The sequence below is a fragment of the Actinomadura sp. WMMA1423 genome (genome assembly GCF_006547145.1).
Taxonomy (GTDB): domain Bacteria; phylum Actinomycetota; class Actinomycetes; order Streptosporangiales; family Streptosporangiaceae; genus Spirillospora.
Window position 1 is genome coordinate 980481 of record NZ_CP041244.1, and the last position, 25604, is coordinate 1006084.

Here is a 25604-nt window from a genome sequence, read left to right on the forward strand (position 1 = left end):
GCGGGTAAGAGTCCGCACTGAGGTCACGTGCGCGGGCCGGAGAGCGGCCACTGCGCGGTGTCGGACCTCAGATCCTCAATGGACTCCCCAACCGGGCGGCGATGTGACGCCGTCGACGATACCCGACGACTTATCGCAACACAAGTAGCGTTAAAGAAGGGCGCAGCCGTCTCCACGCGGGCCGACGCGCCTGGAGCCGCCGTCCGCGCTGAGACGAGGGCGTGCCCCGGACCCCGCACGGGGTCCGGGGCACGCCCCGTGGTCCGTCAGGCGCCCCGGAGGACGGCTCCGGTCCGCTCGGACGCGGCGGCGACGGCGGAGTCGCGGGCCTGCGACGCCTCCTCGGCCGTGAGCGTCCGGTCCGGCGCGCGGAACCGCAGGGAGTACGCCAGCGACTTGCGGCCCTCGCCCACCTGCTCGCCGGTGTAGACGTCGAACAGCCGGATCGCCTCCAGCAGCTCCCCGGCGCCGTCGCGCAACGCCGACTCGACCTCCGCGGCGGGGGTCCCGGAGTCCACGACGAGCGCGACGTCCTGCATCGCGACCGGGTACGACGACACGTGCGGCGCGCTCACGGTCACCGGCTCGCCCAGGCGGCGCAGCTCCAGCTCCATCGCGCACGACCGCGCGGGCAGTCCGTACGCCTTCGTGACGCGCGGGTGAAGCTCGCCCGCGTGCCCGACGAGGGTGTCGCCCGCATACAGCGCGGCGCACCGGCCGGGATGCCAGGGCGCGTGCTGGTCGGCCCGCACCGTCAGCTCGACGCCGACTTCGCGGGCCACCGTGCGGGCCGCCTCGATCGCGTCCGCCCACAGCGCCGGACGGCCCCCGCCCCACCAGCCCGACGGCTCGCGGTCGCCGGACAGCACCACCGCCACCCGGTGCGGCTGGTCCGGCAGCGCCGCCTCCAGCGCGGCGACCTCCTCGGCCGTCGGCCCGCGGTCGACCGCGAGGCGAGGCGCGCGCTCCGGGGCGTCCGGACGCGGCCGGAACACCACCCCGATCTCGAACAGCGCGGTGTCGCCGAAGCCCCGCCCCACGTTGAGCGCCAGGACCTTGAACAGGCCCGGGAGCAGCGTGGTGCGCAGCAGCGGCTCCTCCTCCGACATCGGGTTCGCCAGGCGCAGCGCCCGCCGGCGGGCGTCGTCGGCCGGAAGCTGGAGGCCCTCCAGGTCCTTCTCGGCGACGAACGGGAAGGCCAGCGCCTCCACGTACCCGGCGCCGGCGAGCGCGCGGCCCACCCGGCGGCGCAGCCGCTGCTCGACGGTGAGGCCCTTGCCCGCCGCCGGGCGCGGCGCCCGGGCCGGGATGTCCTCGTACCCCTCCAGCCGGATGACCTCTTCGGCGAGGTCGTTGGGCGCGGTCAGGTCGGGACGCCAGGACGGGGGCGTCACCGTCAGCACCTCGTCTCCGGCCACCGCGCAGCCGACCTGCTCCAGGCGCCGGACCACCGCGTCCCTGCCGTAGGTCACGCCCGCCACCCGGTCGGGGTGCCCGGCGGGCATCGTGACCGAGACCCGCTCGGCCGGCGCCTCGGCGTGGGTCACACCGGGCTCGATCTTCGCGCCGCCCAGCTCGGCGAGCATCCGCACCGCCCGGTAGGAGGCGTACAGCGGCAGCTCGCGGTCGACGCCGCGCTCGAACCGGTGGGACGCCTCGCTGTGCAGGCGGTGCCGGCGGCCCATCCGGGCGACGCCCATGGCGTCGAAGTGCGCGGCCTCGACGACCATGTCGCTCGACAGGTCGCCGATCTCGGTGGCGAGCCCGCCCATCGTCCCGGCCATCGAGATCGGCCCCGACCCGTCGGTGATGAGGATGTCGTCGGGGTCGAGGGTCCGCTGGACGTGGTCGAGCGTCTCCAGCCGCTCGCCGGGCCCGGCCCGCCGCACGACGATCGGGCCGGTGAGCGCGCCCCGGTCGAACACGTGCAGCGGCTGCCCGAGCTCCAGCATCAGGTAGTTGGTGATGTCGACCGCCAGCGACACCGGCCGCATCCCCGCGCGGTGCAGGCGCACCTGCATCCACATCGGGGTCCGCGCGCCCGGGTCGAAGCCGCTCACCTCGCGCAGGACGAACCGGTCGCAGGCGGTCGGATCGCCGATGCTCGCCGGATAGGACTCCTGGCCGTCCCCGTCGCCGACGGGAAGTTCGACGTCGGCCGGGTCCCTGAACGGCACTCCGTAGGCGGTGGCGGCCTCGCGGGCGATGCCGCGGATCGACAGGGCGTAGCCGCGGTCGGGCGTGACGGCGATGTCGAGCACCTCGTCGCGCAGGCCGAGCAGCTCGACCGCGTCGGCGCCGACCGGGGCGTCCGGCGGCAGGACGAGGATGCCGCTGTGGTCGTCGCCGATCCCGAGCTCGGTCACCGAGCAGATCATGCCCTCGGACATCCGCCCGTAGGTCTTGCGGGCGCCGATCTCGAACCCGCCGGGCAGCACTCCGCCCGGCAGGATGACCACGACGCGGTCGCCGACGGCGAAGTTGGTGGCGCCGCAGATGATGCTCTGCGGCTCCCCCGTACCGTTCGCGTCACCGACGTGCACCTGGCAGTGGCGGATCGGCTTCTTGAAGTCGGTCAGCTCCTCGATGGCCAGGACCTCTCCGACCACGAGCGGGCCGGTGATGTCGGCGCCGGCCTGCTCGACCGTCTCGACCTCCAGGCCCGCCGCGATCAGCTCGGCCGCCAGCGCGCGGCCGGTCACGCCGGCCGGGAGCTCGACGTACTCGCGCAGCCAGGAAAGCGGGGCCCGCATCAGATCTCCGTCCCGAACGGGAGGGTGAACCGGACGTCGCCCTCCACCATGTCGTACATGTCCTCCACGCCGTGCCGGAACATCAGCGTCCGCTCGACGCCCAGCCCGAACGCCCAGCCGCTGTAGCGGTCCGGGTCGACCCCGCAGGCCACCAGCACCCGCGGGTTGACCATGCCGCAGCCGCCGAGCTCGATCCAGCCCTCCGAGCTGCAGGTGCGGCAGGGCTCGGCGCCCGGCTCCGCGGACGCGCCCCGGCACACGAAGCACTGCATGTCCACCTCGGCGGACGGCTCGGTGAACGGGAAGAACGAGGGCCTGAACCGCGTCCTCAGCCCCTCGCCGAACATCCCGGTGACGAACGCGTCGATGCCCCCGCGCAGGTCGGCCATCGTCAGGCCCTCGTCGACGGCGAGGCCTTCGAGCTGGTGGAACACCGGGCTGTGCGTGGCGTCCAGCTCGTCGGTGCGGAACGTGCGGCCGGGCGCCACCACGTACACCGGCAGCGGCCGCGACAGCAGCGACCTGATCTGCATCGGCGAGGTGTGCGTGCGCATCACCAGCCCGGAGTCCTCCGACTCGACGAAGAAGGTGTCCTGCATCGTGCGGGCCGGGTGGTCGGGCAGGAAGTTGAGGGCGTCGAAGTTGAACCACTCCGCCTCGGCCTCGGGCCCGTCGGAGACCTCGAAGCCCATCGAGACGAAGACGTCGGCCATCCGCTCCTGCATCGTGGTCAGCGGGTGCCTGGCGCCGCGCGGGGCGCGGTCCCACGGGAGCGTGACGTCGACGGTCTCCTCGACGAGGACGCGGCGGTCGCGCTCCTCCTCCAGCTCGGCCTGGCGCGCCTTGAGCGCCTGGCCGACCGCGCCCCGGGCGGCGCCGATGCGCTTGCCGGCCTCGGCCCGCGCAGCGGGCGGCAGCGCGCCGATCTCGCGGTTGGCGAGGGCCAGCGGTGAGCGGTCGCCGGCGTGCGCCAGCCGGACCTGCTTCAGGGCGTCGAGGTCGGCGGCCGCGGCGATCGCCGCGAGCGCCTCGGCGCGGGCCCGCTCCAGCTCCTCGGGCTGCAGCGCGGACACCTCGACGGGGTCATAGGACTTGTTGGGTGCAGACATGGTGGTGTGATCGACTCCGGTCGGCGTGGGACGCCCGCAGTCTAGTGCGCGGGCGGTGGACATCCGGAAAGCGTGCGCGTGACGCGCTGGCCCGCCCAGGGGTCCCGTGCCGTGCCGCGGATGTGGGCCGCGGTCAGCCGGCGTAGTCGGGGGCCCCTGCGGGCACGGTAAATCGGAACTCGGCGCCGCCGCCGGGCGCCCGCCGCACGGTGATCACGCCGCCGTGCGCCTCGACCAGCCCCTTGACGATGTAGAGCCCGAGCCCGGTGCCGCCGCGGCGGCTGCCGCCGGGGCCGCGCCAGAACTGCCGGAAGACGCGCTGGGCGGCCTCGGGCGGGATGCCCTCGCCCTCGTCGCGCACCGACACGGCGGCCCCCTCCTTATGCGCGTCCGGCTCCACCACAATGGTGACAGTACCCGCCCCGTGGCGCACCGCGTTTTCGACGAGATTGCCCAGGATTTGGTCCACTTTGTCGGGATCAAGCCACATCTCGGGCAGCTCGCCGCGCGCCTCGAAGCGGAAGCGGTCCTCCGGCTCCCCCGCCGCGACCCGGCCCGCGATGACCTTGCGGACCTCCTCGGGGAGGTCGACGACCTGGCGGCGCATCTCCAGCCGGCCCGCCTCGATGCGGGACACGTCGAGCAGCTCGGTGATCAGCCGGGTGACGCGGTCGGCGTCGGCGTTGACGGTCTCCAGCATCACCCGCTTCTGGTCGTCGTTGAAGCGGTGCCACTTGGCCAGCAGCGTCGCGGTGAACCCCTTGACGCTCGTCAGCGGGGAGCGCAGCTCGTGAGCGACGGTGGAGACGAGGTCGGCGCGGTCGCGCTCCTGCCGGGCGCGGTGCAGGGCGTCGCGCAGGCACACGGTGAACCGTTCCACACGCCGTTCGGCGTCGCGCCGGTACGCGGCGGTCACGAGGACCTCGGTGCCGCCGGGGAGGAACAGCACGCGCTCGGGGTGCCGGGTGCGGGTGGACAGGCCGTCGTAGGGGGCCAGGCACTTCCACCAGTCGCGGCCCTCGGCGTCGTGCAGGGGCAGGACGTCGCGGAAGTCGCGGCCCAGGGCGGACCCGGCGGGGACGCCGGTGATCCGCGCGGCGGCGGCGTTGAACACCAGGACGCGGGCGTCCCGGCCGGCGACCATCAGCCCGTCGGGCAGGTCGTCCGGGCCGCCCCCCTCGAGGCCCGGCCCGGACCCCGTCTCGGGTCCGCGCGCGGCCACGAGAGGGGATTCCTCTCCGCCCACAGCGGCCTCCAGAACACCGGTGAGAACGCGGCCTGTCGGATAGAGACTCTAGCCCGAGTCGGACCCCTAACGGGACCCGGAAACCGCCGCACGGCAAGGCATGTGTAGCCCCGGTGGGGGGTATCGCCGCGTTCCGCCAAGGGCCCGATCAGGACATCCGCGACTCATCCGGACCTCGTGGGCGAGTCATGGCACGACAGGGCGGTCTCGACGTCCCGGTGGATCGCGAACAGCCGGTGCAGGCCGGTGATCTTCAGCAGCCGCAGCTGCGCCGGCCGCACCCCGGCGAGGGCGATCTCGCCGCCGGCGGCGGAGATCTGGTTGCGCGCGGCGACCAGGGCGCCGAGCCCGGCCGCGTCGCAGAACGGCACGCCGGCGAAGTCGGCCACCAGGCGGCGCGGCCGCGCCCCCGGCAGCCGGCCGTGCGTCTCGACGAGCAGGTCGCGCAGCGGCCCGGCGGTGCGCAGGTCGATCTCCCCCGCCACCGCGACCACGGCCGTGTCGGCCCGCACCCGCGAGGTCTCGATGCGCAGCCCGTCGGCGGCGTGCACGCTCGGGGCGCCCTGGGCGGACGGCGACCGGAGCGCACCGGCTCCGCACCGCACCTCCGGGGGCCGCCGGCCCGCTCTCGCGGCCCGCCTGGTCTCCTCGGTCATCACGCTCGCCCCCACTCTGTGCGGCCTCGTCGCCGCCCTGGTCAACCCACTGATCAACACGTTAGGCGCGGCATCGCGACGGCGTGATCCCTCGCCGGTCGCGGTTCCCGCTCCTACCCGCGAACGAGTCCCGCGCGGCGGCAGGCCCCCCTGCCCCGCGTCCACGCGAAGACCATCTTCCCAGCTCACCGGTCGCGAGGCGGCACCTATCGCGACCGCATGCGGCCATTCGATCACGGAATGCATCGATCGCCCGCGACCGCGACCGCCTCGCGCGGCCCCGCCTCACCTGCCGCCCGGAGCCGCTTCCCGGGCGCCGCGCTGCGCGCGGGCCGACGCATAGAGGCATACGGCCGCCGCCGTCGCCAGGTTCAGGCTCTCGGCACGCCCGTAGATGGGCACGCGGACCACCTCGTCCACGTGCCGGAGGATCTCGTCGGGCAGCCCCCACGCCTCGTTCCCGAAGACCCAGGCGGTGGGGCGCGCGAGCGTCCCCTCGTCGATCGCCTCGTCGAGGGTGCGGTCGCCCGCGCCGTCGGCGGCGAGGACGGTGAGCCCGGCGCCCTTCAGCTCCGGGATCAGCGCGTCGAACCGGGGCCCGACGACGACCGGCAGATGGAACAGGCTGCCCGCCGAGGCCCGGACGCACTTGCCGTTGTAGGGGTCGACGGACGCGTCGGTGAACACGACCGCCTCCGAGCCCGCGGCGTCGGCGGTGCGCAGGACGGTTCCCGCGTTCCCAGGGTCGCGGACGTGCGCGAGCACGGTCACCAGCCGGGGACCGGCCTCCAGCGCCCCGCCCAGCGGGACGTCGACGAACTCGCAGACCGCCAGGAGCCCCTGCGGGGTGACGGTCTGGGCCAGCTCGGCCATGATCTCGCCGCTGACGCGCAGCACCGGCGCGCCCGCGCGCTCGGCGGCGAGCACCAGCTCGGGGTGGCGGGCCTCCGCCTCGGCCGTGGTGAACAGCTCGGCGAGCCCGCCGGGGATCTCCAGCGCCTCCCGCACCGCCTGCGGCCCCTCGGCGAGGAACCGGTTCTCGCGGCGCCGGAAGGCGCGTTTGGCGAGCCGCCGAGCGGCCTTCACCCGCGGTGATCGGAGAGAGGTCAGCTCGCGGCCCGCCATGTCGCTGTGATCGCCCGTGTGCCGGTCGCCCGGCTCAGGCCGCCTCCGTACCCTCGGCCGGGAGCGCGTCCTTGGCGACCTTGACCAGGGCGGCGAACGCCGGGGCGTCGTTCACGGCCAGCTCGGCGAGCATGCGCCGGTCGACCTCGACCTCGGCGGCCTTCAGGCCCTGGATGAACCGGTTGTAGGTGATCCCGTTGGCGCGGGCCGCGGCGTTGATCCGCTGGATCCACAGCCGGCGGAACTGGCCCTTGCGGTCCTTGCGGTCCCTGAACGCGTAGGTCATCGAGTGGAGCTGCTGCTCCTTGGCCTTGCGGTACAGGCGCGAACGCTGACCGCGGTAGCCGCTCGACCGCTCCAGGACGACCCGACGCTTCTTGGCGGCGTTGACCGCCCGCTTCACGCGTGCCACGTGCTGACTCCTTCGTGGGGGCCGGGGCCCGTGCTGGCCTCGGCCGGTCGGCGATGTTCCTGGTCGAGTGCTACTTGCGCAGCAGCTTCTTGATGTTCTTGGCGTCGGCGTCGGCCACCACGGCCGGGCCGGACAGCCGGCGCGTCCGCTTGGTCGGCTTGTGCTCGAGCAGGTGGTTCTTGTTGGCGCGGCGGCGCATCACCTTGCCGGAGCCGGTCAGCTTGAAGCGCTTCTTGGCACCGCTGTGGGTCTTGGTCTTCGGCATGGTCGCCGTCGTCTCCCTCTTTCCCGGCCTCCGTGCCGAGGGGCATGGAGGCGCGCCTGATCGGCGCATCGCACGGCGATCCGTGGACGCGCCAGGTCAGGCTTCAATGTACGTACGCCGCGACTTCGCTCAGCCGCGAGGTCGCGATCGGGGCCGCCGCGAGGCGGGTCCCGGAACGGCCGTCAGACGGTGGTCTCCGACTCCTGCCCGCGGGCCGTCTTCTTCTTGTGCGGACCGAGCACCATGATCATGTTTCTGCCGTCCTGCTTCGGCCGCGACTCGACGAAGCCGAGCTCCTCGACGTCGTCGGCGAGCCGCTGCAGCAGCCGGAAACCGAGCTCGGGGCGGGACTGCTCACGACCACGGAACATGATCGTGACCTTCACCTTGTCCCCGGCCTTCAGGAACCGCACCACGTGACCCTTCTTGGTCTCGTAGTCGTGCGGGTCGATCTTCGGGCGGAGCTTGATCTCCTTGATGACCGTGTGCGCCTGGTTCTTCCGCGCTTCACGCGCCTTCATCGCGGACTCGTACTTGAACTTGCCGTAGTCCATGAGCTTCGCGACGGGCGGACGCGCGGTGGGCGCCACCTCGACGAGGTCGAGGTCCGACTCACGCGCGAGTTCAAGGGCCTTGGCGATGGGCACGATGCCCACCTGTTCGCCGTTCGGGCCGACGAGCCGGACCTCGGGCACGCGAATGCGGTCGTTGATACGCGGTTCGGCGCTGATGGGACCTCCTTGGGGCCGTTCTCAAGTTCGTTGGACCGGTCGTACCCCGAGGCTTCCACGAGAAAAGCCCCGTACGACTCACGCACGGGGCCACCTTCGGTCTCCCGGGAACGGCGGTGCCGCCCGGGAACGACGGCGGGACGGGCCGAACGCCCGCTCGCCGGACCGATACCCACCGGCCTTCGGCCGGTCAGGTGGGAGGTGGCCTCCGCTTGAGCGCCCGGCACGCGCCACCGCATGGTCGCGCGCACAGGGCCGGTCGGCCACCAAGAATACCACCCGGTGGGACTCGGTGCGCCAGGCCGGATACCCGCGCGGCCCTCGACGGCGCGAGCGCCGGGACGGGGTACGCCACCCGGTACAACAGGCCGCGACGCGCCGCGATTCCCGCGGCACCGCGTTCCCCGCCGCGAAGTGAGGGTGTTCTGGCCCGGCGGGCGTCTCGGCGCCGCGGCCGCCGCTTGTTACGGTGGTCGCGAGACGGCCCCCGGCGGGGCCGGCAGCAGGGAGGTTCCCCGCGATGCCCTCGGTCGACGCCGGCGCGGCCGGCCCCCTCACCGCCGTGCCGCCGGTGCGGCTCCAGTTCGCGCAGAAGGCCTTCATCGTGGCCGGTGGGCGGCTGCTGCTGGTGCGCAAGGCCGCCTCCGACCCGTTCCACCCGGGCCGCTGGGAGGTGCCCGGCGGCCGGCTGGAGGAGGCCGCCGACCTCGATCTCGACGACCACGTCCGCCGCGAGGTCTGGGAGGAGGTCGGCCTCAAGGTCGACCCGGGGCCGCCGTTCCACCTGTGGCAGTGGTTCATGCCCGACCGCGGCACGCCCGGCGGGCAGATCCGGGTGGTGGCGGCGGCGCGCCGCTGCCGGCCCGTGACCCTGGACGCCACGCTCGAGAACCAGGACGCCGGCGACCATCTGGACCGGTGCGCCTGGGTGCCGCTGCGCGAGGTCGGCGGCTACGAGCTCATTCCGAGCCTGCGCCCGGTCATGCGGGCCTTCCTCCTCCCCGCCGGCTGAACCGGGGCATGGCGCCGCCGCGATCGCCCCTCGAACGGCCGGGACTCGACGGCGCCGCCCAGCGCCGCTTCGCGCTCTTCGTCGTCGGGGACGCGGGGATGGAGGTGCGCGCGTCACTGCCGGGCGTCCGTTTCGCCGACCTCGGTGCCGACCGGCTCTGCTACGCCCCCGCGCGCCTGATGGCCGCGGGCACCGCCGTGAACCTCGCCCGCTGCGCGGTGGGCTACTTCCGCCGGGTCGACGTGCTGGCCAAGGTGGGCGACGATGACCACACCGGGGCGATCCGCCGCGAGCTGCGCCGGATCGGCGCGGCCGACCGCCTGGTCGTCGAGCCCGGCGTCCCGAACGGCGTGTCGGTGATGCTGCGCGACGACCAGGGCGGCGGCGGGCCCGGCGTCCGGCTGCTGGTCGTCCAGGACGAGCCGCCCGCCCGGCGGCTCACCGCGGCGGACGTGCGCGCCGCGGCGGCCGGCATCGAGGCCGCCGACGTCCTGGCCGTGGACGGCTACTCGCTGCTGGCCGCCGACTCCCGGGAGGCGCTCCACGAGGCCGTGCGCACGGCGCGGGCGGCGGGGACCCGGGTGGCGTTCGACGTCGTCCCCCACGACATCGACGCACGGCTCCCCGCGTCCCGTGTGCTCCCGGTCCTGGAGCGGGCGGACCTGGTCGTCTCCGAGGCGCACACCCTCGCGCGCCTGCTCGGTCATCCGCCGCCGGACGGCGGCGGCGAACCGCGGGACCTGACACCGGTGCTCGACCGCGCGGTTCCCGGCGACCCCCTGTGGCTGCTGCGGTTCGGCCCCACGTCCCTGGAGCGCGTGCTCGCCCACCGGCGGGGGCGGCCGCCGACCGGGTACTCCACCGGCTACACCGCCGGTATGCGGCGCGCGGGGTTCGGGGACCGGCTGACCGCCTGCGAGCTCTACTGGTGGCTGTCGGGCGGCTGACCGGAGTCCGGCAGGGCGGCCGCCGCCGTCCGCATCGCGCGCAGCGTCCGCAGGAAACGCCGCCTGCTGCCGGGCAGCCCGAAGGTCTCCTGCCAGCGCCAGGGCCGCTCCGCGCCGGCGGCCGCCACGGCCCAGCGCAGGAACTGGCTCCGCACCCCGTCGCCCGGGTGGACGGTGGCGGCGCCGCCCTCCTCGATCAGCAGGTACGAGCGTCCCGCGCGGTAGTGGGCCCGGAGGGTCTCGTGATCGGCAGGGGCGCCGGGGCGCCCCTGCCCTTCCACGACGGCCCGCACGCCCGGTGATCCTGGGAGGAGGTGCCAGTGCGCGTGGTCGATGCACGCACCGCCGCCCTGGGGGCTCGCGGGCCCGTGCTCGAACAGCAGCAGGTCGTCTGCTCCGTACGCCTCCCGGTAGAGGCGGGCGACACGGTCGCGCCACCGCCATGCGCGTTCCCACATCTCCCTGGGGAAGTCCCCGGCGCACTGGTGGTGCTCGCGCGTCACCAGCAGGAGGTGCCCCTCGGCGAGCGGCGCGACGTCGGGGACCAGGAAGAAGTCGCGGTCGCCGCCGATGACGCCCGACTCGCCGGGCAGCCCGGCCATGGCGTTGAAGCGGAACCGCAGCGGTGGGCAGAGGACGCAGTCGTGCCCGGGCTCGTCCCGGACGGTCGGCTCGGCCAAGCCACCTCCAGCATCGCGGAACGCGGGGAGCGGTCTCCCTCCAGCGTGCCCGGTGCCGCGCGGCGCCGCCCGCCGCGGCGCGGGCACAGACACGGAACCGCGAGGTACAAATCCCGGCCCGCCGGGAACAACAAGAGCAGAAGGCCGAACCGTGAACCAGATGTCCCCGCTCCCCTCCCCGGCACCGCGCGCATCCCGCGCCGCCCGCTCGGCCGCCGCGCGCGGCGGGGCCGTCCCCGCCATCGACATGGCGGTCCTCGAAGCCCGTCTGAACGAGTCGCTGGACGTCCTGCGCGACACCTACGCGCCCGCGCTCGGCGCGGGCGGCGGCTGGTACCACGAGCTCGCGCGCCCGGAACCCGGCACCACCGCCACCGCGCTCGGGCTGATGGCGTTCGCCGAGGCGGGGCGCGCGTTCGAGTACTTCGACGACGGCCTGGCGCTCCTCGCCGCGCGGCAGACCCGCTCCGACGACCCGCTGCGCGACGGCGGCTGGGCCACCAAGACCAGCCTCGGCATGCCGGTGGTCGAGGCGACCGGCTGGATCGCGCGCTTCCTCGCCCGCGCCCGCTGCGACCTGCGCGACGACGCCCCCGACCTGGGGCGCGCCTACCGGTGGCTGCTGCACAACCAGAACCCCGACGGCGGGTGGGGCTCGCTGCGCGGCTGCCCGTCCCGGGTGTGGCTGACGTGCCTCGCGCTCCGCGCCCTCAGCCAGCTCAACCCCTACGACCCGGCCGTCGACCGCGGCGTCGAGTGGCTGACGGCGGACCGCACCGCGCACCGTCCCGCCTGGGGGCCGACGCAGACGTCCCTGCCCACGGTCACGCACACCGCCTTCGCGCTGGTGACGCTGTCCGAGGCGCGCCCGGACCTGCGGACCGAGCGGCTCCTGGACGCCTACGACTGGCTGGTGGAGCACCTCGACCCGGACGACGACCACACGTGGATCGAGACCTACGGCGTCTCGCCGTGCGCCGGGCCCGACCGCGGGCCGGAGCCGGTGTGGCGGCTCGCCCTCTGGCACTACGGGCTGCCGATCGCGCTCGCCGCGCTGCTGCGCGACCCGCGCGGCCCGCACGGCGCGACCGTCGCGCGCGCGTTCCGGACGCTGGTGCGCGGGGAGGTCGCCGACCCGCGCTGGAACGGCTACCCGGGCAGCGGGCGCACGTCGCTGTGGACGCTGTGGTGGCGGCTGGAGACGCTGGTCGCGCTCTCGCGGACCCCGCTCGCCGGGAGCGCTGACGTCCTGCACTGGCTGCCGGACGCGATGGTCGTGCAGCGCGCCCACGCCCGGGAGCGCGCGCTGGCCGACCTGCTCCCGCACCGCCGCCTGGTCGACCCGGTCGCGCTGGCCCAGCGGCACTGGGCGGCGTTCCTGCTGAGCCTGGTGTGCTCCGGCAGCGCGCTCGGCGTCGCCGCGGGCCTGTGGGGGTGGAAGGACTTCTGGCTGAGCGTCATCCTGCCGATCGTCCTCACCAGCGTCGACGAGTCGGTGAAGCGGCGCCGCGCGCAGCGCGCCCCGCCGTAGGGCGGGTCAGGCGCGGCGGGCGAGCTCCTCCTCGCCCGCGGCGCGCATCGCCTCCACCGGCACGTCGTCGCGGCCGGTCATCAGGGCCACCTGCCTGGCGGCCTGGTGCAGGAGCATCCCGAAACCGCCGACGACCGTGCCGCCGGCCCTCTCGACGGCCGCCGCGAGCGCCGTGGGCCACGGCGCGTAGACGACGTCGAACAGCGCCGCGCCGGACTCGGCGACCGGCCCGGCGAACATGTCGGCGGCCCGTCCGGGGAGCGTCGACACCACGAGGTCCGACGGAAGATGCGCCGGCGCCGCGTCGAGTGTCACGACCCGGACGGCGACCCCGAACCGCTCCCCCACCTCGGCCGCGCCGGCGGCGCGCTCCGGGGTGCGCACCGCGAGGACGGCCTCGCTCGTGCCGAGCCCGGCGAGCGCGGCCAGCGCGGACGCGGCCGTCGCGCCGCCGCCCAGGACCAGCGCCGTGGAAGGGGCCTTCAGCCCCGCCTCGGCGAGCGCGGTCTCGATGCCGTACACGTCGGTGTTGTCGCCGTGCCGCCGCCCGTCCCGCAGGACGATCGTGTTCGCGCCGCCGACCTTCACCGCGAGGTCCGACACCGTGTCCACGAGGCCGAGCGCGACGCGCTTGAGCGGCATGGTCAGCGACAGGCCCGCCCATTCGGGCCCGAGCCCGTCCAGCAGCGGGGCCAGGGCGTCCTCGCCGCACTCGACCGCCTCGTAGGACCAGTCGTCCAGCCCCATCGCCGCGTACGCCGCCCGGTGCAGCACCGGCGACAGCGAATGCGCGATCGGCGACCCCAGCACCGCGGCGCGGTGCCCCGTCGTGCCCGTCATTGGCCCGGGTGCGCCTTCTGCCAGGCCCGGAACTCCTTCTCGATCGCCTGCCGCTCCGGCTCCGTCGTGGCGAACTTGGTGACCTTGCTCGTCGGGTCGGTGGCGATGAAGTACAGCCACGTCCCGTCCTCCGGCGAGACCGCCGCCTCGATCGCGTCCGGCCCCGGATTGGCGATCGGACCGGGCGGCAGGCCCCTGTGCAGGTAGGTGTTGTAGGGCGAGTCGACCTTGAGGTCGTCGTTGGTCACCGTCAGGGTGCGCCTGTTGAGCGCGTAGAGGACGGTCGTGTCGAACTGGAGCGGCATCCCGCGCGCCACCCGGTTGTAGATCACCCGGGAGATCTTCGGCAGGTCGCTGGGCTTGCCGCCCTCCGCCTGCACCAGGCTGGCCAGCGTGATGACGGTCGCCGGGTTCATCTTCGCCTCGCGGGCCTTGCCGACGAGGTCGACGGACTCGGCCTCCCGGTTGAACCGCGCCACCATCTCCTTGAGGATCTGCTCCGCGGAGCCGTTCGGGTCGAGGTCGTATCGGCCCGGGTACAGGTACCCCTCGACCTTGCCCCGCGCGTAGGAGGGCAGCCCGAGCTTCTTCGGCCGCCTCGCGACCGCCTGGAACTCCTTGACGGAGATGCCGGTCTTCTTCGCGAGCAGCTCGAAGACCTCGATGGCCCGCCGGCCCTCGGGGATCGTGATCTGGTTCCCGGCCCGCGACTTCGGGTCCAGCAGCAGCGCCATCGCCGCCGCGGACGACATCCGCAGCCGCATCTGGTAGAAGCCCGGCTGGATGCTGGAGGCGCGGGTCTCCTTGTTGTAGACCTTCACGAACGCCCGGGAGCTCTTGACGACCCTGTGCCGCTCCAGCGTCGCGCCGATCACCGAGCCCGTCGCGCCGTCGCTGATCTGGACGGTGACCTTGCCCGAGCCGGCGCCCCCGTAGTCCGGCGGATGCTGCTTGTCGTCGAGCCACGCGTACCCGAGGACGCCGCCGGTGCCGAACACCGCCACGAGGAACGCCATCGCGAACAGCGCCGCGGCGCGCCCGCTGCGTCTGCGGCGCTTCTGGCGCTTGCGCCGGCGCCGCTGGTCGCGCCTGCCCCGCGGCTCCTCGGCCCGGGGGCCGTCGCCGTACGGGTCGGAGAAGAGGTCCAAGTCGTTCATGAGCTCTCCCCGACGATCTCCCCTGGGGGGCGCCCGGTCAACCGTTCCGCGTCGAGCGCCGCCTGGAGCAGCACCGCCGCGGCGGCCTGGTCGACCACCTTGCGGCGGGCCTGGCCGTGCACTCCCCCGGCCCGCAGGCCGCTCTCGGCGGTGACGGTGGTGAGCCGCTCGTCGTGCAGCCGGACCGTCCGCGGGGGCAGGCGGTCGGCGAGCCGCGCCGCGAACCTGCGCGCCGACTGGGCCGCCGGCCCCTCCCGCCCCGACAGCGAGGTGGGCAGCCCCACGACCACCTCGATCGCCTCGTGCTCGGCGACCAGGTCGACGAGCCGGTCGACGTCTCCCTTGCCGCTCTTCACCGTCTCCAGAGGAGACGCGAGGATCCCGCCGGGATCGCAACGGGCGACGCCCACCCGCACGCTCCCGACATCGACCCCGAGCCGAACGCCCTGCCTCATGGCCTCGCCTCCGTCAGGCGGCTCGGGGCCCGACCTGGCACCGGCTCCCTCACGGGCCTCATGGCCTCGCCTCCGCTGGGCGGCGAGGCTCGCATCTCCTGCCCCGTCGTCCCCGGGCTCACGCGGCCCCTACCGCCTGCTCGACGGCGGCGAGGGCGTCGCCGACGGCGGCGGGGTTGGCCCCGCCTCCCTGGGCGAGGTCGTCCTTGCCGCCGCCGCCTCCGCCGAGCGCCTTGGCGGCCAGGCCGACGAGCGCGCCGGCCTTGAGGCCGCGGTCGCGCGCGCCCTGGGTGACGGCGACGACCACGACGGGACGGTCCTTCGGCACGCCGACGACCATCACGACCGCGGGACGCGCCGTGAGCCGGCCGCGGATGTCGACGGCCAGCTTCCGCAGGTCGTCGGCGCCGGTGCCGTCGGGGGCGCGGTGCCCCACGAACGCGGTGCCGCCCACGTCCCTGGCGCTCTCGGCGAGGGAACCGGCGATCGCGAGGACCTGCTGCGAGCGCAGCTTCTCCAGCTCCTTCTCCGCGTCCCGCAGGCGGGAGACCACGCCGGAGACGCGTTCGGGCAGCTCCTCCTTGCGGGTCTTCATCTGCTCGGCGAGCTGCGCCACCAGGACGCTCTCGCGGGCCAGGAACCGGAACGCGTCGATGCCGACGAGCGCCTCGACGCGGCGGACGCCGGCGCCGATGGACGACTCTCCCAGCACCTTGACCAGGCCGAGCTGCCCGCTGCGGGCGACGTGGGTACCGCCGCACAGCTCGCGGGAGTAGTCGCCGACCTCCACGACGCGGACCTCGTCGCCGTACTTCTCGCCGAACAGCGCGAGCGCGCCCATCGCGCGGGCCTCGTCGATCGAGGTGTGGAAGGCGCGCACGTCCAGGTCGCCGACCAGGACCTCGTTGACCTCGTCCTCGACGTCGCGCAGCACGCTCACGGGGACGGCGCCGGAGGCGGTGAAGTCGAACCGGAACCGGCCGGGCGAGTTCTCCGAACCCGCCTGCGCGGCGGACTCGCCGAGCGCGCGGCGGAACCCGGCGTGCACCATGTGGGTCGCGGTGTGCGAGCGGGAGATCGCCCGTCGCCGCTCCACGTCGACCTCGGCGTAGGCGGTGTCGCCGGCCTGCGCCTCGCCGCTGCGGACCCGGCCGCGGTGCACGATGAGCCCGGCGAGGGGCGCCTGGACGTCGGTCACCTCGATGACGGCGCCGTTGCCGAGCCGGATCAGGCCGTGGTCGGCGAGCTGGCCGCCGCCCTCGGCGTAGAACGGGGTGCGGTCGAGGACGACCTCGACCTCGGTGCCCTCCCCGGCGGCGGGCGCGTTGGCGCCGCCCACCAGCAGCCCGACGAGGCGGGCGTCGCCGGCGAGGCTGCCGTAGCCGGTGAAGTCGACCCTGCCGCCGGCGCCGGTGAGCAGCTCGTCCAGGACGGAGACGTCGAGGTTGCCGGTCTTCTTCTCGCGGGCGTCCTTCTTGGCGCGTTCCCGCTGCTCCCTCATGAGCCGGCGGAAGCCCTCCTCGTCGACCTGGAGGCCCTGCTCGGAGGCCATCTCCAGGGTGAGGTCGATCGGGAAGCCGTAGGTGTCGTGCAGCTTGAACGCCTGCTCGCCCGCCAAGGTCGCGCCGCCCGAGCGCTTGGTCTCGCCGACGGCGGTGTCGAAGATCGCGGTCCCGGTGCGCAGCGTCTGGAGGAAGGAGTCCTCCTCGGCGTCGATGACGGTGTGGATGTTCGCGGCGGTGCGCACCAGCTCGGGGTACTGCTCGCCCATCGCCCCGATCGCGACCGCGGTCAGCTCGTGCATGAGCCCGGCGTCCTGCCCGCCGAGCAGGCGCAGGTTGCGGATGGAGCGGCGCAGGATGCGGCGCAGCACGTAGCCGCGGCCCTCGTTGCCGGGGCGGATGCCGTCGGCGACCATCATCGTCCCGCTGCGGACGTGGTCGGCGACGACGCGCAGCGACACGTCGGCGCGGTGGTCGCGGCCGTAGGCGGTGCCGGTCAGCCCGGCGGCGCGGTCGAGGACCCGCCAGAGGGTGTCGGTCTCGTAGATGTTGTCGACGCCCTGCAGGATCGCCGCCATGCGCTCCAGGCCCATGCCGGTGTCGATGTTCTTGGCGGGCAGGTCGCCGAGGATCGGGAAGTCGGTCTTGCTCTCGCCGGGGCCCCGCTCGAACTGCATGAAGACGAGGTTCCAGACCTCGAGGTAGCGGTCCTCGTCGGCGACCGGGCCGCCCTCGCGGCCGTACTCGGGGCCGCGGTCGTAGTAGATCTCCGAGCAGGGGCCGCACGGGCCGGGGACGCCCATCGACCAGAAGTTGTCCTCCATGCCGCGCCGCTGGATGCGCTCGAGGGGGACGCCGACCTTGTCGTGCCAGATGTTCAGGGCCTCGTCGTCGTCGTGGAAGACGGTGACCCACAGCTTGTCCTCGGGGAACCCGAAGCCGCCGTCGGCCCGCGGCCGGGTCAGCAGCTCCCAGGCGAACGGGATCGCCTGCTCCTTGAAGTAGTCGCCGATGGAGAAGTTGCCCAGCATCTGGAAGAAGGTGGCGTGCCGGGTGGTCTTCCCGACCTCCTCGATGTCGGGGGTGCGCACGCATTTCTGGGCGCTCGTCATCCGCTGGGAGGGCGGGGTGCGCTGGCCGAGGAAGTACGGCTTGAACGGGACCATGCCGGCGTTGACCAGCAGCAGGGTCGGGTCCTCGGCGACCAGGCTGGCCGAGGGCACCACCGTGTGCCCGCGCTCCTCGAAGAATCCGAGGAAGCGGCGTGCGACCTCTGCCGACTCCATATCAGTGGCCATCCTTGTCGTTCTCGATGATCGTGTATCTCGCCTTGAGCACGCGGCGGGACGGCGGTCCCCCGCCGTCCGGCGGAGCCTGGTCCATGCGGACGGCCTCGCGCAGCTCCTCCTCGCGGGCCCGCATCTCGGTACGGACGTCGGAGGCGAAAAGCCTCAACCGCTCGCCGGCGCCCTGCCCGGTCGACACCGCGCGCGCCGCGACGCTCTCGGGCGACAGGGCGCGCGCGAACCGCTCCACGCGCCGCTTGACGCGGTGCGTGGCGTAGACGCCGGCCCCCGCGCCGACCGAGAGCCAGAACAGCCGCCTCATCTGCGTCCCCTGCCCGAGGAGCGGGCCTGCAGTTCCGGGCGGCCGGACTCGGCGCGCCCCTCGCCGTCGCGGCCGCCGAGGGCCTTGCGGACGCCGTAGGAGAAGGCGGCCGCCTTCACCAGCGGGCCGCCGACCACCGAGGTCATCACGGTGGTGACGGCCGAGACGTTCTGGGTGACGCCGGCGACCTGCCGGGTGATGACGTCGGTGCGGCCGAGCTGCTCGTTCGCGCGCTTCACCGTCCGGGCCATGTCGTCCATCAGCGGGCCGGCCTGGTCGCCGATGTCGTGGACGAGCTCGCTGGCCTCGCCGAGCAGCCGGGAGAGCTTCAGCAGGGTGAGCGCGATGAACGAGACCAGCACCGCCCAGAACACGGCCACGATGAGGGCTGCTAGCTGTCCACCAGTGAGCATCAGGGCTTTCCGTTCGCGTGGGGTCGGCACGGGGCCGGGCATGGCCTGACAGACCTTACCGGTCCACCAGGCCGCATGGCGGGAGCACCGGCCGGGGAGGACCGGTCATCGCCGGTCGGCGGTACCGCGCAGCACGGAGCGGATCCGTGCGAGCACCTCGGTGAACCTCGCCTCCGCGCCGTGCCTGGTCGGGCGATAGTACTCCCGCCCGTCCACGGCGTCGGGCGCGTACTGCTGCCGGACCACGCCGCCGGGGTGGTCGTGGGCGTACTTGTAGCCCTGCCCGTGCCCGATCTTCGCGGCTCCCTTGTAGTGCGCGTCGCGCAGGTGCCCGGGGACGGGTCCGGCGAGCCCCTTGCGCACGTCGCCGAGCGCCCCGTCCACCGCCGTGATCACCGCGTTGGACTTCGGCGCCAGGGAGAGGTGGATCACCGCCTGGGCCAGGTTGATGCGGGCCTCGGGCAGGCCGACGAACTCCACCGCCTGCGCGGCGGCGACCGCGGTCTGCAGCGCGGTCGGGTCGGCCATGCCGACGTCCTCGCTGGCGTGCACGATCAGCCGCCGGGCGATGAACCGGGCGTCCTCGCCCGCCTCGATCATGCGGGCCAGGTAGTGCAGCGCCGCGTCGACGTCGCTGCCGCGGATGCTCTTGATGAACGCGCTGATGACGTCGTAGTGCTGGTCGCCCTCGCGGTCGTAGCGGACGGCGGCCCGGTCGACGGCCTTCTCCAGCACGTCGACGTCGATCACGGCGCCGTCCTCGGCGACGAGGGCGGCGGCCTCCAGGTAGGTGAGGGTGCGGCGGGCGTCGCCGCCGGCCAGCCGGACGAGGTGGTCCTCGGCGGCGGGATCGAGGGCGACCGCGCCGTTCAGGCCCCGCTCGTCGGCGAGGGCGCGGTGGATCACCTCGCGCAGGTCGTCCTCACCGAGCGGCTCCAGGGTGAGCAGCAGGGAGCGCGACAGCAGCGGGCTGATGACGGAGAAGAACGGGTTCTCGGTGGTGGCGCCGATGAAGGACACCCAGCGGTTCTCCACCGCGGGGAGCAGGGCGTCCTGCTGGGCCTTGTTGAAGCGGTGCACCTCGTCGACGAACAGGACCGTCTGCCGCCCCGTCATGCCGAGCTCCCGGCGCGCCAGGTCGATCTCGGCGCGGACGCGCTTGACGCCGTCGCTCACCGCGGAGATCTCCACGAAGCGGCGGGAGGTGACGTGGCTGACGACGGTGGCGAGGGTGGTCTTGCCCGTGCCGGGCGGGCCCCACAGCACGAGCGACATCGGGACGTCCCGGTCGACGAGCTGCCGGATCGGCGTGCCGGGGCCGAGCAGGTGGCCCTGCCCGACGACCTCGTCGAGGGCGCGGGGGCGCATGCGGACGGCGAGCGGCTGCTCCGCGCCGCCCCCGGCGGGCGGCGCCGGGTCCGGCGGACGCGCGGCCGCCGGGGCCGCCCCGCCCCGCTCCGGAGCGTCGAAAAGGCCCTCCGGCTCGCCCGATTCCGCCCTGGTGGTCACGCTCCGACACTATCTCGCGGCGCGGACAGTCCCGGACGCCCGCCGCGGGCGGTCCCGCCGGCCTCCCGCGCGTTCGCGGCGGGCGGGAACCCGGAACGCCGCCGCGGCGTTGGAACAGCCCGAAAGGCGCGATCAGGAGCGTGACGGTGTCCGGTACGGCCCCTCGACGACGCCACGGGCCGGCAGGTCTGCTCGTGGCGCTCTTCGTCGTGGGCGGCCTGGTGTTCAGCTACGGGCTGGGCCACGTACCGCCGCAGCGGATCTGCACCCAGCACGCCGTGAGCGTTCCCGTCGGCGCCGCCTCGACCTCCTCGGGCCACGGACAGCCGGGCGCCGCTGCTTTCGCTCTCCAGGGCTCTCACGGCCCCGCAGAGGCCGCGTCGGCGGCCTCTCCGATCAAGGCGCCCGACCCTGTTCCCATGCACGCGTGCCTGTGCCTGGCCGTCCTGTTCATCCTCGTTCTGCTGGGCTTGGCCGCCGGCTTGCGCCGCCCCCTCTCGCGCACGCCCGCCCGCCTCGGCTGGGCGCTCTCCCCGCCACCCGGCGCTCGGCTCCTCCCCGCGTCCCAGCCCTCACTCCAGGTTCTCCGGCTGTAGAAGGACCGGCCCTCCGGCCGCTCGCACCGCCCGCATCCCTCTCCGCCTGATGCGGCGCTGCCCCCTGTCCGTACTCATCTACAGCACCCTGAGAGGACGCCCGCATGTCCAAGAGCGCCCGCAACAAGAACGCGCGCGGCACCGCCGCCGGGAAGAACGCCAAGAAGAACGCGCTGACCCGGCGCGAGGTCCCGTGGGGAGGCATCGCGTTCTTCACCGTGATCGGCCTGGTGGCGGTCCTCGCCATCGGTTTCGCGCTCATGCAGACCAGGTCGTCGGCCGACGAGGAGTCCTTCCCCGGCCTCGTGACGAAGGACGGCCTCGGCCGCGGCCACGTCGGCGGCACGGTCGACTACGAGACCGACCCGCCGATGGGCGGCGACCACGACCCCGTCTGGCAGAACTGCGACGCCCGCGTGTACGACGCGCCGGTGCGCAACGAGCACGCGGTCCACTCGCTGGAGCACGGCGCCGTGTGGATCACCTACCGCCCCGGCGTGGCCCCGGACCAGCTCGACGTCCTCAAGGGCAAGGTCGCCGCCGCCGACTACACGATGCTCAGCCCCTACCCGGCCCAGGACTCGCCGGTCGTCCTCACCGCCTGGGGCCGGCAGGTCAGGCTCCAGGAGGCGAGCGATCCGCGCGTGGACCGGTTCCTGCGGGCCTTCGTGAAGGGCCCGCAGACCCCCGAGCCCGGCGCGCCGTGCTCCGGCGGCAAGGACACCCCGTGAGCGCGGCCTCCGCGGCACCGCGGGGGCGGCGGGTCACCGTCGCCCTCGCGGTCCTGGTGCTGCTCGCCGGCGCCGCCCTGGTCGCGCTCGCCGTCTCCCGCTCGGAGCGGCCCGGCGCGGACGGCCCCGAAGCCGGGTTCGCCCGCGACATGAGCGAGCACCACGCCCAGGCGGTCCGCATGTCGTTCGTCGTCAGGGACCGCACCGGCGACCCCGAGACCCGGCTGCTGGCCTACGACATCATCAACACCCAGTCCGCCCAGATCGGCATGATGACGGCCTGGCTGGACGAGTGGGGCCTGCCGAAGACCGACCCGTCCGGCCGCATGCGCTGGATGTCCGGGCACGGCGGCGGCCACGGCGGCCCAGCCGCCGCCATGCCCGGCATGGCGACGCGCGCTCAGCTCGACGACCTGGAGAAGGCGTCGGGCCGGGCGGCCGAGGTGATGTTCCTGAAGCTGATGATCGCCCACCACCGCGGCGGCGCCGGCATGGCGCGGGCCGCGCTGGAGCGCACCGGGCACGACCGGGTCCGGCGCCTCGCCCGCACCATGGTGGAGGGGCAGCAGGCGGAGATCACGCAGATGAACGCGATGCTCCGGCGGCGCGGCTCGCCCGCCGTGTGATCCGGCGCCGGTCGGCTTCGCGATAGCGCTTGACAGCGCCGTCGGATCGCGGGTCACTGACCACCATGGCTCACAACCTCAGCGGCTACCACCGGGCCCTCGACCTCTTCGAGGGCCTGGTGGCCGGCGTCCCCCGCGACGGGTGGGACGCGCCGTCGCCCTGCGCGGGGTGGACCGCCCGGGACGTCGCCGGCCACGTGGCCGGCGGCCAGTTCCTGGTCCGGGCGCTGGCCACGGGAGAGCCCGAGCCGGACATCGGCTCCGACCCGGCGCGGTTCGTCCCGGGCGATGTCCTGATGAGCTGGCGAGCGGCCCGCAAGGAGTGCGCGGCGGCCCTCACTCCCGACGCCCTGGACCGCCCCATCCCGTTCGAGGGGCTGGGCGAGTTGCCTCTGGGCGACTACCTGGAGGGATACATCATGGAGCCGCTGGTGCACGCCTGGGACCTGGCCCGTGCGACGGGCCAGCCCTCCCGGCTGGACCCCGACCTCGTCCACCACGCGTTCGCCACGGCGCAGGTGGTCGCCGCCTCACTGCGGGCGGAGGGCCGGCTGGCCCCGCCCCGGCCCGCCCCACGCGGCGCCGACGAGCAGACGCGCATGCTCGCCTTCCTGGGCCGCACGGCTTAGGGACCAGGAGAGCGGCCCGGGAGCCGGGAGGATGGTCAAGGGCTCAGGAGAACTCGGCGAGGGTGCGCTCGGCCTCTTCCAGCCAGGCACGGCGGGCGCTGAGGGCCTCCTCGGCCTCCTTGACGTCCTTGGCGCGGCCGGCCTCGCGGGCCTTGCCGAGCCGCTTCTCCAGCTGCTCGATGGAGCTGCGGAGCTGCCCCACCGTGGCCTCGGCGCGGGCGCGGGCCTCGGGGTTGGTGCGGCGCCACTCGTTCTCCTCGGCGGAGCGGACGGCCTCCTCGATCTTGCGGAGCCGTCCCTCGAGGCGGTCGCGCTGGTCGCGCGGGACCATCCCGGCGGCCTCCCAGCGCTCCTGGATCGCACGCAGGGACTGGCGGGCCTGCCGGATGTCCCGCACGGGCAGCAGCCGCTCGGCCTCGGCGAGGATCTTCTCCTTCTCCTCGGCGTTCCCGCGGAACTCGGCGTCGCGCTCGGCGAACGCGGCGCTGCGGGCCTGGAAGAAGGTGTCCTGGGCGCCCTTGAAGCGGACCCACAGGTCCTCCTCGGCGTCCCGGGAGGCGCGCCCGGCCACCTTCCAGCGGCGCATCAGGTCGCGGTAGGCGGCGGCCGTGTCGCCCCAGTCGGTGGAGCCGGACATCGCCTCGGCCTCGGCGACCAGGCGCTCCTTCTCCCGCCGGGCCTCCTCGCGCTGGTCGTCGAGGGTGGCGAAGTAGGCCTTGCGGCGCTTGGTGAAGGCGTTGCGGGCGGCCGACAGCCGCTTCCACAGCGCGGTCTCGGTGGGGCGGTCGATGCGGTCGGCGGCCTTCCACTCCTCGACCAGCTGGCGCAGGCGCTCGCCGCCGTTCTTCCAGTGCGTCTCCTCGACCGCGATCCGCTCGGCCTCGGCGACGATCCGCTCCTTGGTCTCGCGGGCCTCGTGCCGGTGCTGCTCGCGCTGGGCCTTGACCTCCTCGCGGCGCCGCCCGACCTGCTCGGACAGGCCTTCCAGACGGCGCAGGAGGGCGCCGAGGTCGCCGACGGCGTGCGCCTCGGCGACGGCCTCGCGGAGCCGGTCGATGCTCTGCTGGGCCTGGGCCGGCTGCAGGTCGGTGGTGCGGACCCGCTGCTCGAGCAGGCCGATCTCGGTGGCGAGCGCGTCGTACTTGCGCTTGAAGTAGGCCAGGGCCTCTTCGGGCGCGCCGGCCTGCCAGGAACCGACGACCCGCTCGCCGTCGGCCGTCCTGACATAGACGGTGCCGTCCTCGTCCACCCGGCCCCAGGGATCGGTCGCGCTGGACACCCTTGCCTCCTGAATCGCGGGTCCGGACGCGCTCACGGCGACCGGACCCTCCACACCTTAGTATCCCGTTCGCCTATTTCCCGGCGATCGCGACGTCCTGGATCTCTACCTTCTTCTTGGGCGCGCCGTCGCCCTTCGGCTCCGAGCCCGCGTCGGCGATCTTCTTCAGCACGTCCAGGCCCTTGGTGATCTTCCCGAACACCGTGTACTCCGGCGGGAGCTGCGAGTCCTTGTAGACCATGAAGAACTGGCTGCCGTTGGAGTCCGGCAGGCTGCTGTGCGCCATGGCGAGCGTGCCCTCGGTGTAGGTGGCGCCGCCGGTGTTCTCGTTGGCGAACTGGTAGCCCGGCCCGCCGGTGCCCTTCGCCGTCGGATCGCCGCACTGCAGGACGTTCAGCCCGCCGCTCGTCAGCCGGTGGCACGAGGTCTTGTCGAAGAAGTTCTTCTGCGCCAGGTAGGTGAACGAGTTGACCGTGCACGGCGCCTTGTCGCCGTACAGCTGCATCTCCACGTCGCCCTGGTTGGTCTTCATCGTCGTCTGGACGATGTTCGGGTAGGCGGGCTTGCCCGAAGGGGTGCCGATGCCCTTGGGCGCGCCGTCCTGCTCGGCCGCCTTGTAGGTGCACTGGGGCCCGGCGGCGGTGGACTTGTCGTCCTTGCTGAGCACCATGAACGCGCCGCCGCCGACCACGACGACCGCCACCACCGCCGCAACGGTGATGATCTTGAGTCTGCGCGCCCGCGCCGCCTCCTGCGCCTGCCGCTGCCGCTGGCGCTCGTAGCGCTGCCGCGCGAGCTGCTTCTTGCGGTCCTTCGACGCCACGTGCCTCGCCTCTCCGGTGTGATCAGGTGAACGTGCAGCGCATAGTAGCGGTACCCGCGAGTAAAAGCGCCTCGGCGTTCAGGGAGCGCCTCCCCGCCCGGCGGCGCCCCCGGCGCGCCGGCCCGCGACACGTCGGCCGCACTATCCCGTTCGCGGTGGCCGCGGCCGCGCCGGTACCCTCGAACACGCCCACCGAGATGGTTCTAAGGAAGGACGACCGTGCTCGTCGCCGGGTTCCCCGCTGGATCGTTCGCCGCGAACTGCTACGTCGTGGCGCCCGCCGCGGGCGAGGAGTGCGTGATCATCGATCCCGGCCAGGACGCCGAGGCCGGGATCGAGGAGATCCTGCGCGAGCACCGGCTGAAGCCGGTCGCGGTGCTGCTGACGCACGGCCACCTCGACCACGTCTGGTCGGTGGCCCCGGTCTGCGGCGCCAAGGACGTCCCCGCCTACGTCCATCCGGACGACCGCGACCTGCTGACCGACCCGGCCAAGGGCCTGTCGCTCGGCGCCGGGCAGCAGCTGTTCGGCGGCCTGGAGCTCTCCGAGCCCGACGACGTGCGCGAACTGGCCGACGGGGCGGTGCTGGAGCTGGCCGGGCTGAGCCTCACCGTCGACCACGCACCGGGCCATACGCCCGGGTCGGTGACGTTCCGGACGCCCAGCACGCCGCAGATCCCCGACGTGATGTTCACCGGGGACCTGCTGTTCGCCGGCTCCATCGGGCGCACCGACCTGCCGGGCGGATCGTACGAGCAGATCCTCGCCAGCCTGTCCCGGGTGTGCCTCACGATGCCCGACGAGACGGCCGTCCTGCCCGGCCACGGCGACCAGACCACAATCGGCCGTGAGCGCGCGGCCAATCCGTTCCTGACCGGCGTTTTGCCGGGGGGTCCAGGGGGGTCGTCCCCCCTGGGGAATCGGTTGGCCCCCGCTGACGGACCTGACAAGGGATTCTGAACCTAAGAC

26 protein-coding genes are annotated in these 25604 nt (G+C 73.9%); 8 read left to right on the forward strand and 18 right to left on the reverse strand.

The features are described from left to right. Positions 1 to 266 precede the first annotated feature (266 nt). The 8 genes from pheT to infC form a co-directional block, all read right to left on the reverse strand. Positions 267 to 2753, reverse strand: a complete 2487-nt coding sequence (pheT, locus tag FKD65_RS04895) for a phenylalanine--tRNA ligase subunit beta (RefSeq protein ID WP_141576347.1) — start codon at positions 2751 to 2753, stop codon at positions 267 to 269. Beyond that, positions 2753 to 3862 (reverse strand): phenylalanine--tRNA ligase subunit alpha, encoded by a 1110-nt coding sequence (gene pheS, locus FKD65_RS04900; protein WP_141576348.1) that lies wholly within the window; start codon positions 3860 to 3862, stop codon positions 2753 to 2755. The genes pheT and pheS overlap by 1 nt, the downstream gene beginning before the upstream one ends. Before the next feature lie 133 nt (positions 3863 to 3995). Next, positions 3996 to 5084 carry an ATP-binding protein gene (locus FKD65_RS04905; RefSeq protein WP_302931587.1) on the reverse strand — a complete coding sequence of 363 codons (1089 nt, stop codon included), beginning with the start codon at positions 5082 to 5084 and terminating at the stop codon, positions 3996 to 3998. Between the two features lie 188 nt (positions 5085 to 5272). Then, the gene (locus FKD65_RS04910) at positions 5273 to 5764 is read right to left on the reverse strand and encodes an STAS domain-containing protein (protein WP_141576350.1); all 492 of its coding nucleotides are present in this window, start codon (positions 5762 to 5764) and stop codon (positions 5273 to 5275) included. Between the two features lie 285 nt (positions 5765 to 6049). After that, positions 6050 to 6889 carry an RNA methyltransferase gene (locus FKD65_RS04915; protein ID WP_141576351.1) on the reverse strand — a complete coding sequence of 280 codons (840 nt, stop codon included), beginning with the start codon at positions 6887 to 6889 and terminating at the stop codon, positions 6050 to 6052. 34 nt (positions 6890 to 6923) lie between these two features. Then, positions 6924 to 7301: a 50S ribosomal protein L20 gene (gene rplT / locus FKD65_RS04920; protein ID WP_141576352.1), complete on the reverse strand. Its 378-nt coding sequence runs from the start codon at positions 7299 to 7301 to the stop codon at positions 6924 to 6926. A gap of 70 nt (positions 7302 to 7371) precedes the next feature. Further along, positions 7372 to 7566, reverse strand: coding sequence for a 50S ribosomal protein L35 (rpmI, locus tag FKD65_RS04925; protein WP_067468638.1), 195 nt, complete (start codon positions 7564 to 7566; stop codon positions 7372 to 7374). A gap of 182 nt (positions 7567 to 7748) precedes the next feature. Beyond that, the gene (gene infC / locus FKD65_RS04930) at positions 7749 to 8297 is read right to left on the reverse strand and encodes a translation initiation factor IF-3 (RefSeq protein ID WP_089316320.1); all 549 of its coding nucleotides are present in this window, start codon (positions 8295 to 8297) and stop codon (positions 7749 to 7751) included. Positions 8298 to 8817: 520 nt separating this feature from the next. On the opposite strand from infC, the gene FKD65_RS04935 reads away from it, so the two are divergent. Both FKD65_RS04935 and FKD65_RS04940 read left to right on the forward strand, forming a co-directional pair. Beyond that, positions 8818 to 9309, forward strand: coding sequence for an NUDIX domain-containing protein (locus FKD65_RS04935; protein WP_141576353.1), 492 nt, complete (start codon positions 8818 to 8820; stop codon positions 9307 to 9309). 8 nt (positions 9310 to 9317) lie between these two features. Further along, on the forward strand, positions 9318 to 10256 hold the full coding sequence (locus tag FKD65_RS04940; RefSeq protein WP_141576354.1) for a PfkB family carbohydrate kinase: 939 nt from the start codon (positions 9318 to 9320) through the stop codon (positions 10254 to 10256). Here FKD65_RS04940 and FKD65_RS04945 read toward each other — a convergent pair. Next, complete coding sequence (locus FKD65_RS04945; protein WP_168220950.1) at positions 10232 to 10936, reverse strand: HIT family protein; 705 nt, start codon at positions 10934 to 10936, stop codon at positions 10232 to 10234. The genes FKD65_RS04940 and FKD65_RS04945 overlap by 25 nt on opposite strands. A gap of 151 nt (positions 10937 to 11087) precedes the next feature. Between FKD65_RS04945 and FKD65_RS04950 the strand changes: the two genes are divergently transcribed. Beyond that, positions 11088 to 12467, forward strand: coding sequence for a prenyltransferase/squalene oxidase repeat-containing protein (locus FKD65_RS04950; protein WP_168220951.1), 1380 nt, complete (start codon positions 11088 to 11090; stop codon positions 12465 to 12467). A 6-nt stretch (positions 12468 to 12473) separates the two neighbouring features. Here the strand turns inward: FKD65_RS04950 and FKD65_RS04955 are convergent, their stop codons facing one another. The 7 genes from FKD65_RS04955 to FKD65_RS04985 form a co-directional block, all read right to left on the reverse strand. After that, positions 12474 to 13307: a shikimate dehydrogenase gene (locus FKD65_RS04955; RefSeq protein ID WP_141576357.1), complete on the reverse strand. Its 834-nt coding sequence runs from the start codon at positions 13305 to 13307 to the stop codon at positions 12474 to 12476. Continuing rightward, entirely contained in the window at positions 13304 to 14464 is a 1161-nt protein-coding gene (gene mltG / locus FKD65_RS04960) for an endolytic transglycosylase MltG (protein ID WP_141576358.1), read from the reverse strand. The genes FKD65_RS04955 and mltG overlap by 4 nt, the downstream gene beginning before the upstream one ends. After that, positions 14461 to 14919 (reverse strand): Holliday junction resolvase RuvX, encoded by a 459-nt coding sequence (gene ruvX / locus FKD65_RS04965; RefSeq protein ID WP_141576359.1) that lies wholly within the window; start codon positions 14917 to 14919, stop codon positions 14461 to 14463. Before ruvX ends, mltG begins: the two co-directional genes overlap by 4 nt. Positions 14920 to 15037: 118 nt before the next feature. Continuing rightward, complete coding sequence (gene alaS, locus FKD65_RS04970) at positions 15038 to 17707, reverse strand: alanine--tRNA ligase (protein ID WP_141576360.1); 2670 nt, start codon at positions 17705 to 17707, stop codon at positions 15038 to 15040. Position 17708: 1 nt separating this feature from the next. Next, a complete protein-coding gene (locus tag FKD65_RS04975; protein WP_141576361.1) occupies positions 17709 to 18029 on the reverse strand; it encodes a hypothetical protein in 321 nt (106 codons plus the stop codon). After that, complete coding sequence (locus FKD65_RS04980) at positions 18026 to 18442, reverse strand: DUF948 domain-containing protein (RefSeq protein WP_141576362.1); 417 nt, start codon at positions 18440 to 18442, stop codon at positions 18026 to 18028. Before FKD65_RS04980 ends, FKD65_RS04975 begins: the two co-directional genes overlap by 4 nt. 105 nt (positions 18443 to 18547) lie before the next feature. Then, positions 18548 to 19810 carry a replication-associated recombination protein A gene (locus FKD65_RS04985; RefSeq protein WP_240810288.1) on the reverse strand — a complete coding sequence of 421 codons (1263 nt, stop codon included), beginning with the start codon at positions 19808 to 19810 and terminating at the stop codon, positions 18548 to 18550. 335 nt (positions 19811 to 20145) lie between these two features. Here FKD65_RS04985 and FKD65_RS04990 point away from each other — a divergent pair, with 335 nt between their 5' ends. The 4 genes from FKD65_RS04990 to FKD65_RS05005 all read left to right on the forward strand — a co-directional run bounded on the left by FKD65_RS04990 (position 20146) and on the right by FKD65_RS05005 (position 22533). After that, positions 20146 to 20547: a hypothetical protein gene (locus FKD65_RS04990; protein ID WP_141576364.1), complete on the forward strand. Its 402-nt coding sequence runs from the start codon at positions 20146 to 20148 to the stop codon at positions 20545 to 20547. A gap of 104 nt (positions 20548 to 20651) precedes the next feature. Continuing rightward, positions 20652 to 21278, forward strand: a complete 627-nt coding sequence (locus FKD65_RS04995; RefSeq protein WP_141576365.1) for a DUF3105 domain-containing protein — start codon at positions 20652 to 20654, stop codon at positions 21276 to 21278. Next, positions 21275 to 21904: a DUF305 domain-containing protein gene (locus FKD65_RS05000; protein WP_141576366.1), complete on the forward strand. Its 630-nt coding sequence runs from the start codon at positions 21275 to 21277 to the stop codon at positions 21902 to 21904. Before FKD65_RS04995 ends, FKD65_RS05000 begins: the two co-directional genes overlap by 4 nt. A 65-nt stretch (positions 21905 to 21969) precedes the next feature. Continuing rightward, positions 21970 to 22533 carry a TIGR03086 family metal-binding protein gene (locus FKD65_RS05005; protein ID WP_141576367.1) on the forward strand — a complete coding sequence of 188 codons (564 nt, stop codon included), beginning with the start codon at positions 21970 to 21972 and terminating at the stop codon, positions 22531 to 22533. 43 nt (positions 22534 to 22576) lie between these two features. Here the strand turns inward: FKD65_RS05005 and FKD65_RS05010 are convergent, their stop codons facing one another. Both FKD65_RS05010 and FKD65_RS05015 read right to left on the reverse strand, forming a co-directional pair. Next, positions 22577 to 23812 (reverse strand): DUF349 domain-containing protein, encoded by a 1236-nt coding sequence (locus FKD65_RS05010; RefSeq protein WP_141576368.1) that lies wholly within the window; start codon positions 23810 to 23812, stop codon positions 22577 to 22579. A 73-nt stretch (positions 23813 to 23885) separates the two neighbouring features. Next, on the reverse strand, positions 23886 to 24635 hold the full coding sequence (locus FKD65_RS05015) for a peptidylprolyl isomerase (protein WP_141576369.1): 750 nt from the start codon (positions 24633 to 24635) through the stop codon (positions 23886 to 23888). A gap of 219 nt (positions 24636 to 24854) precedes the next feature. Here FKD65_RS05015 and FKD65_RS05020 point away from each other — a divergent pair, with 219 nt between their 5' ends. Beyond that, a complete protein-coding gene (locus tag FKD65_RS05020; protein WP_141576370.1) occupies positions 24855 to 25595 on the forward strand; it encodes an MBL fold metallo-hydrolase in 741 nt (246 codons plus the stop codon). The last annotated feature ends 9 nt before the right edge of the window (positions 25596 to 25604 follow it).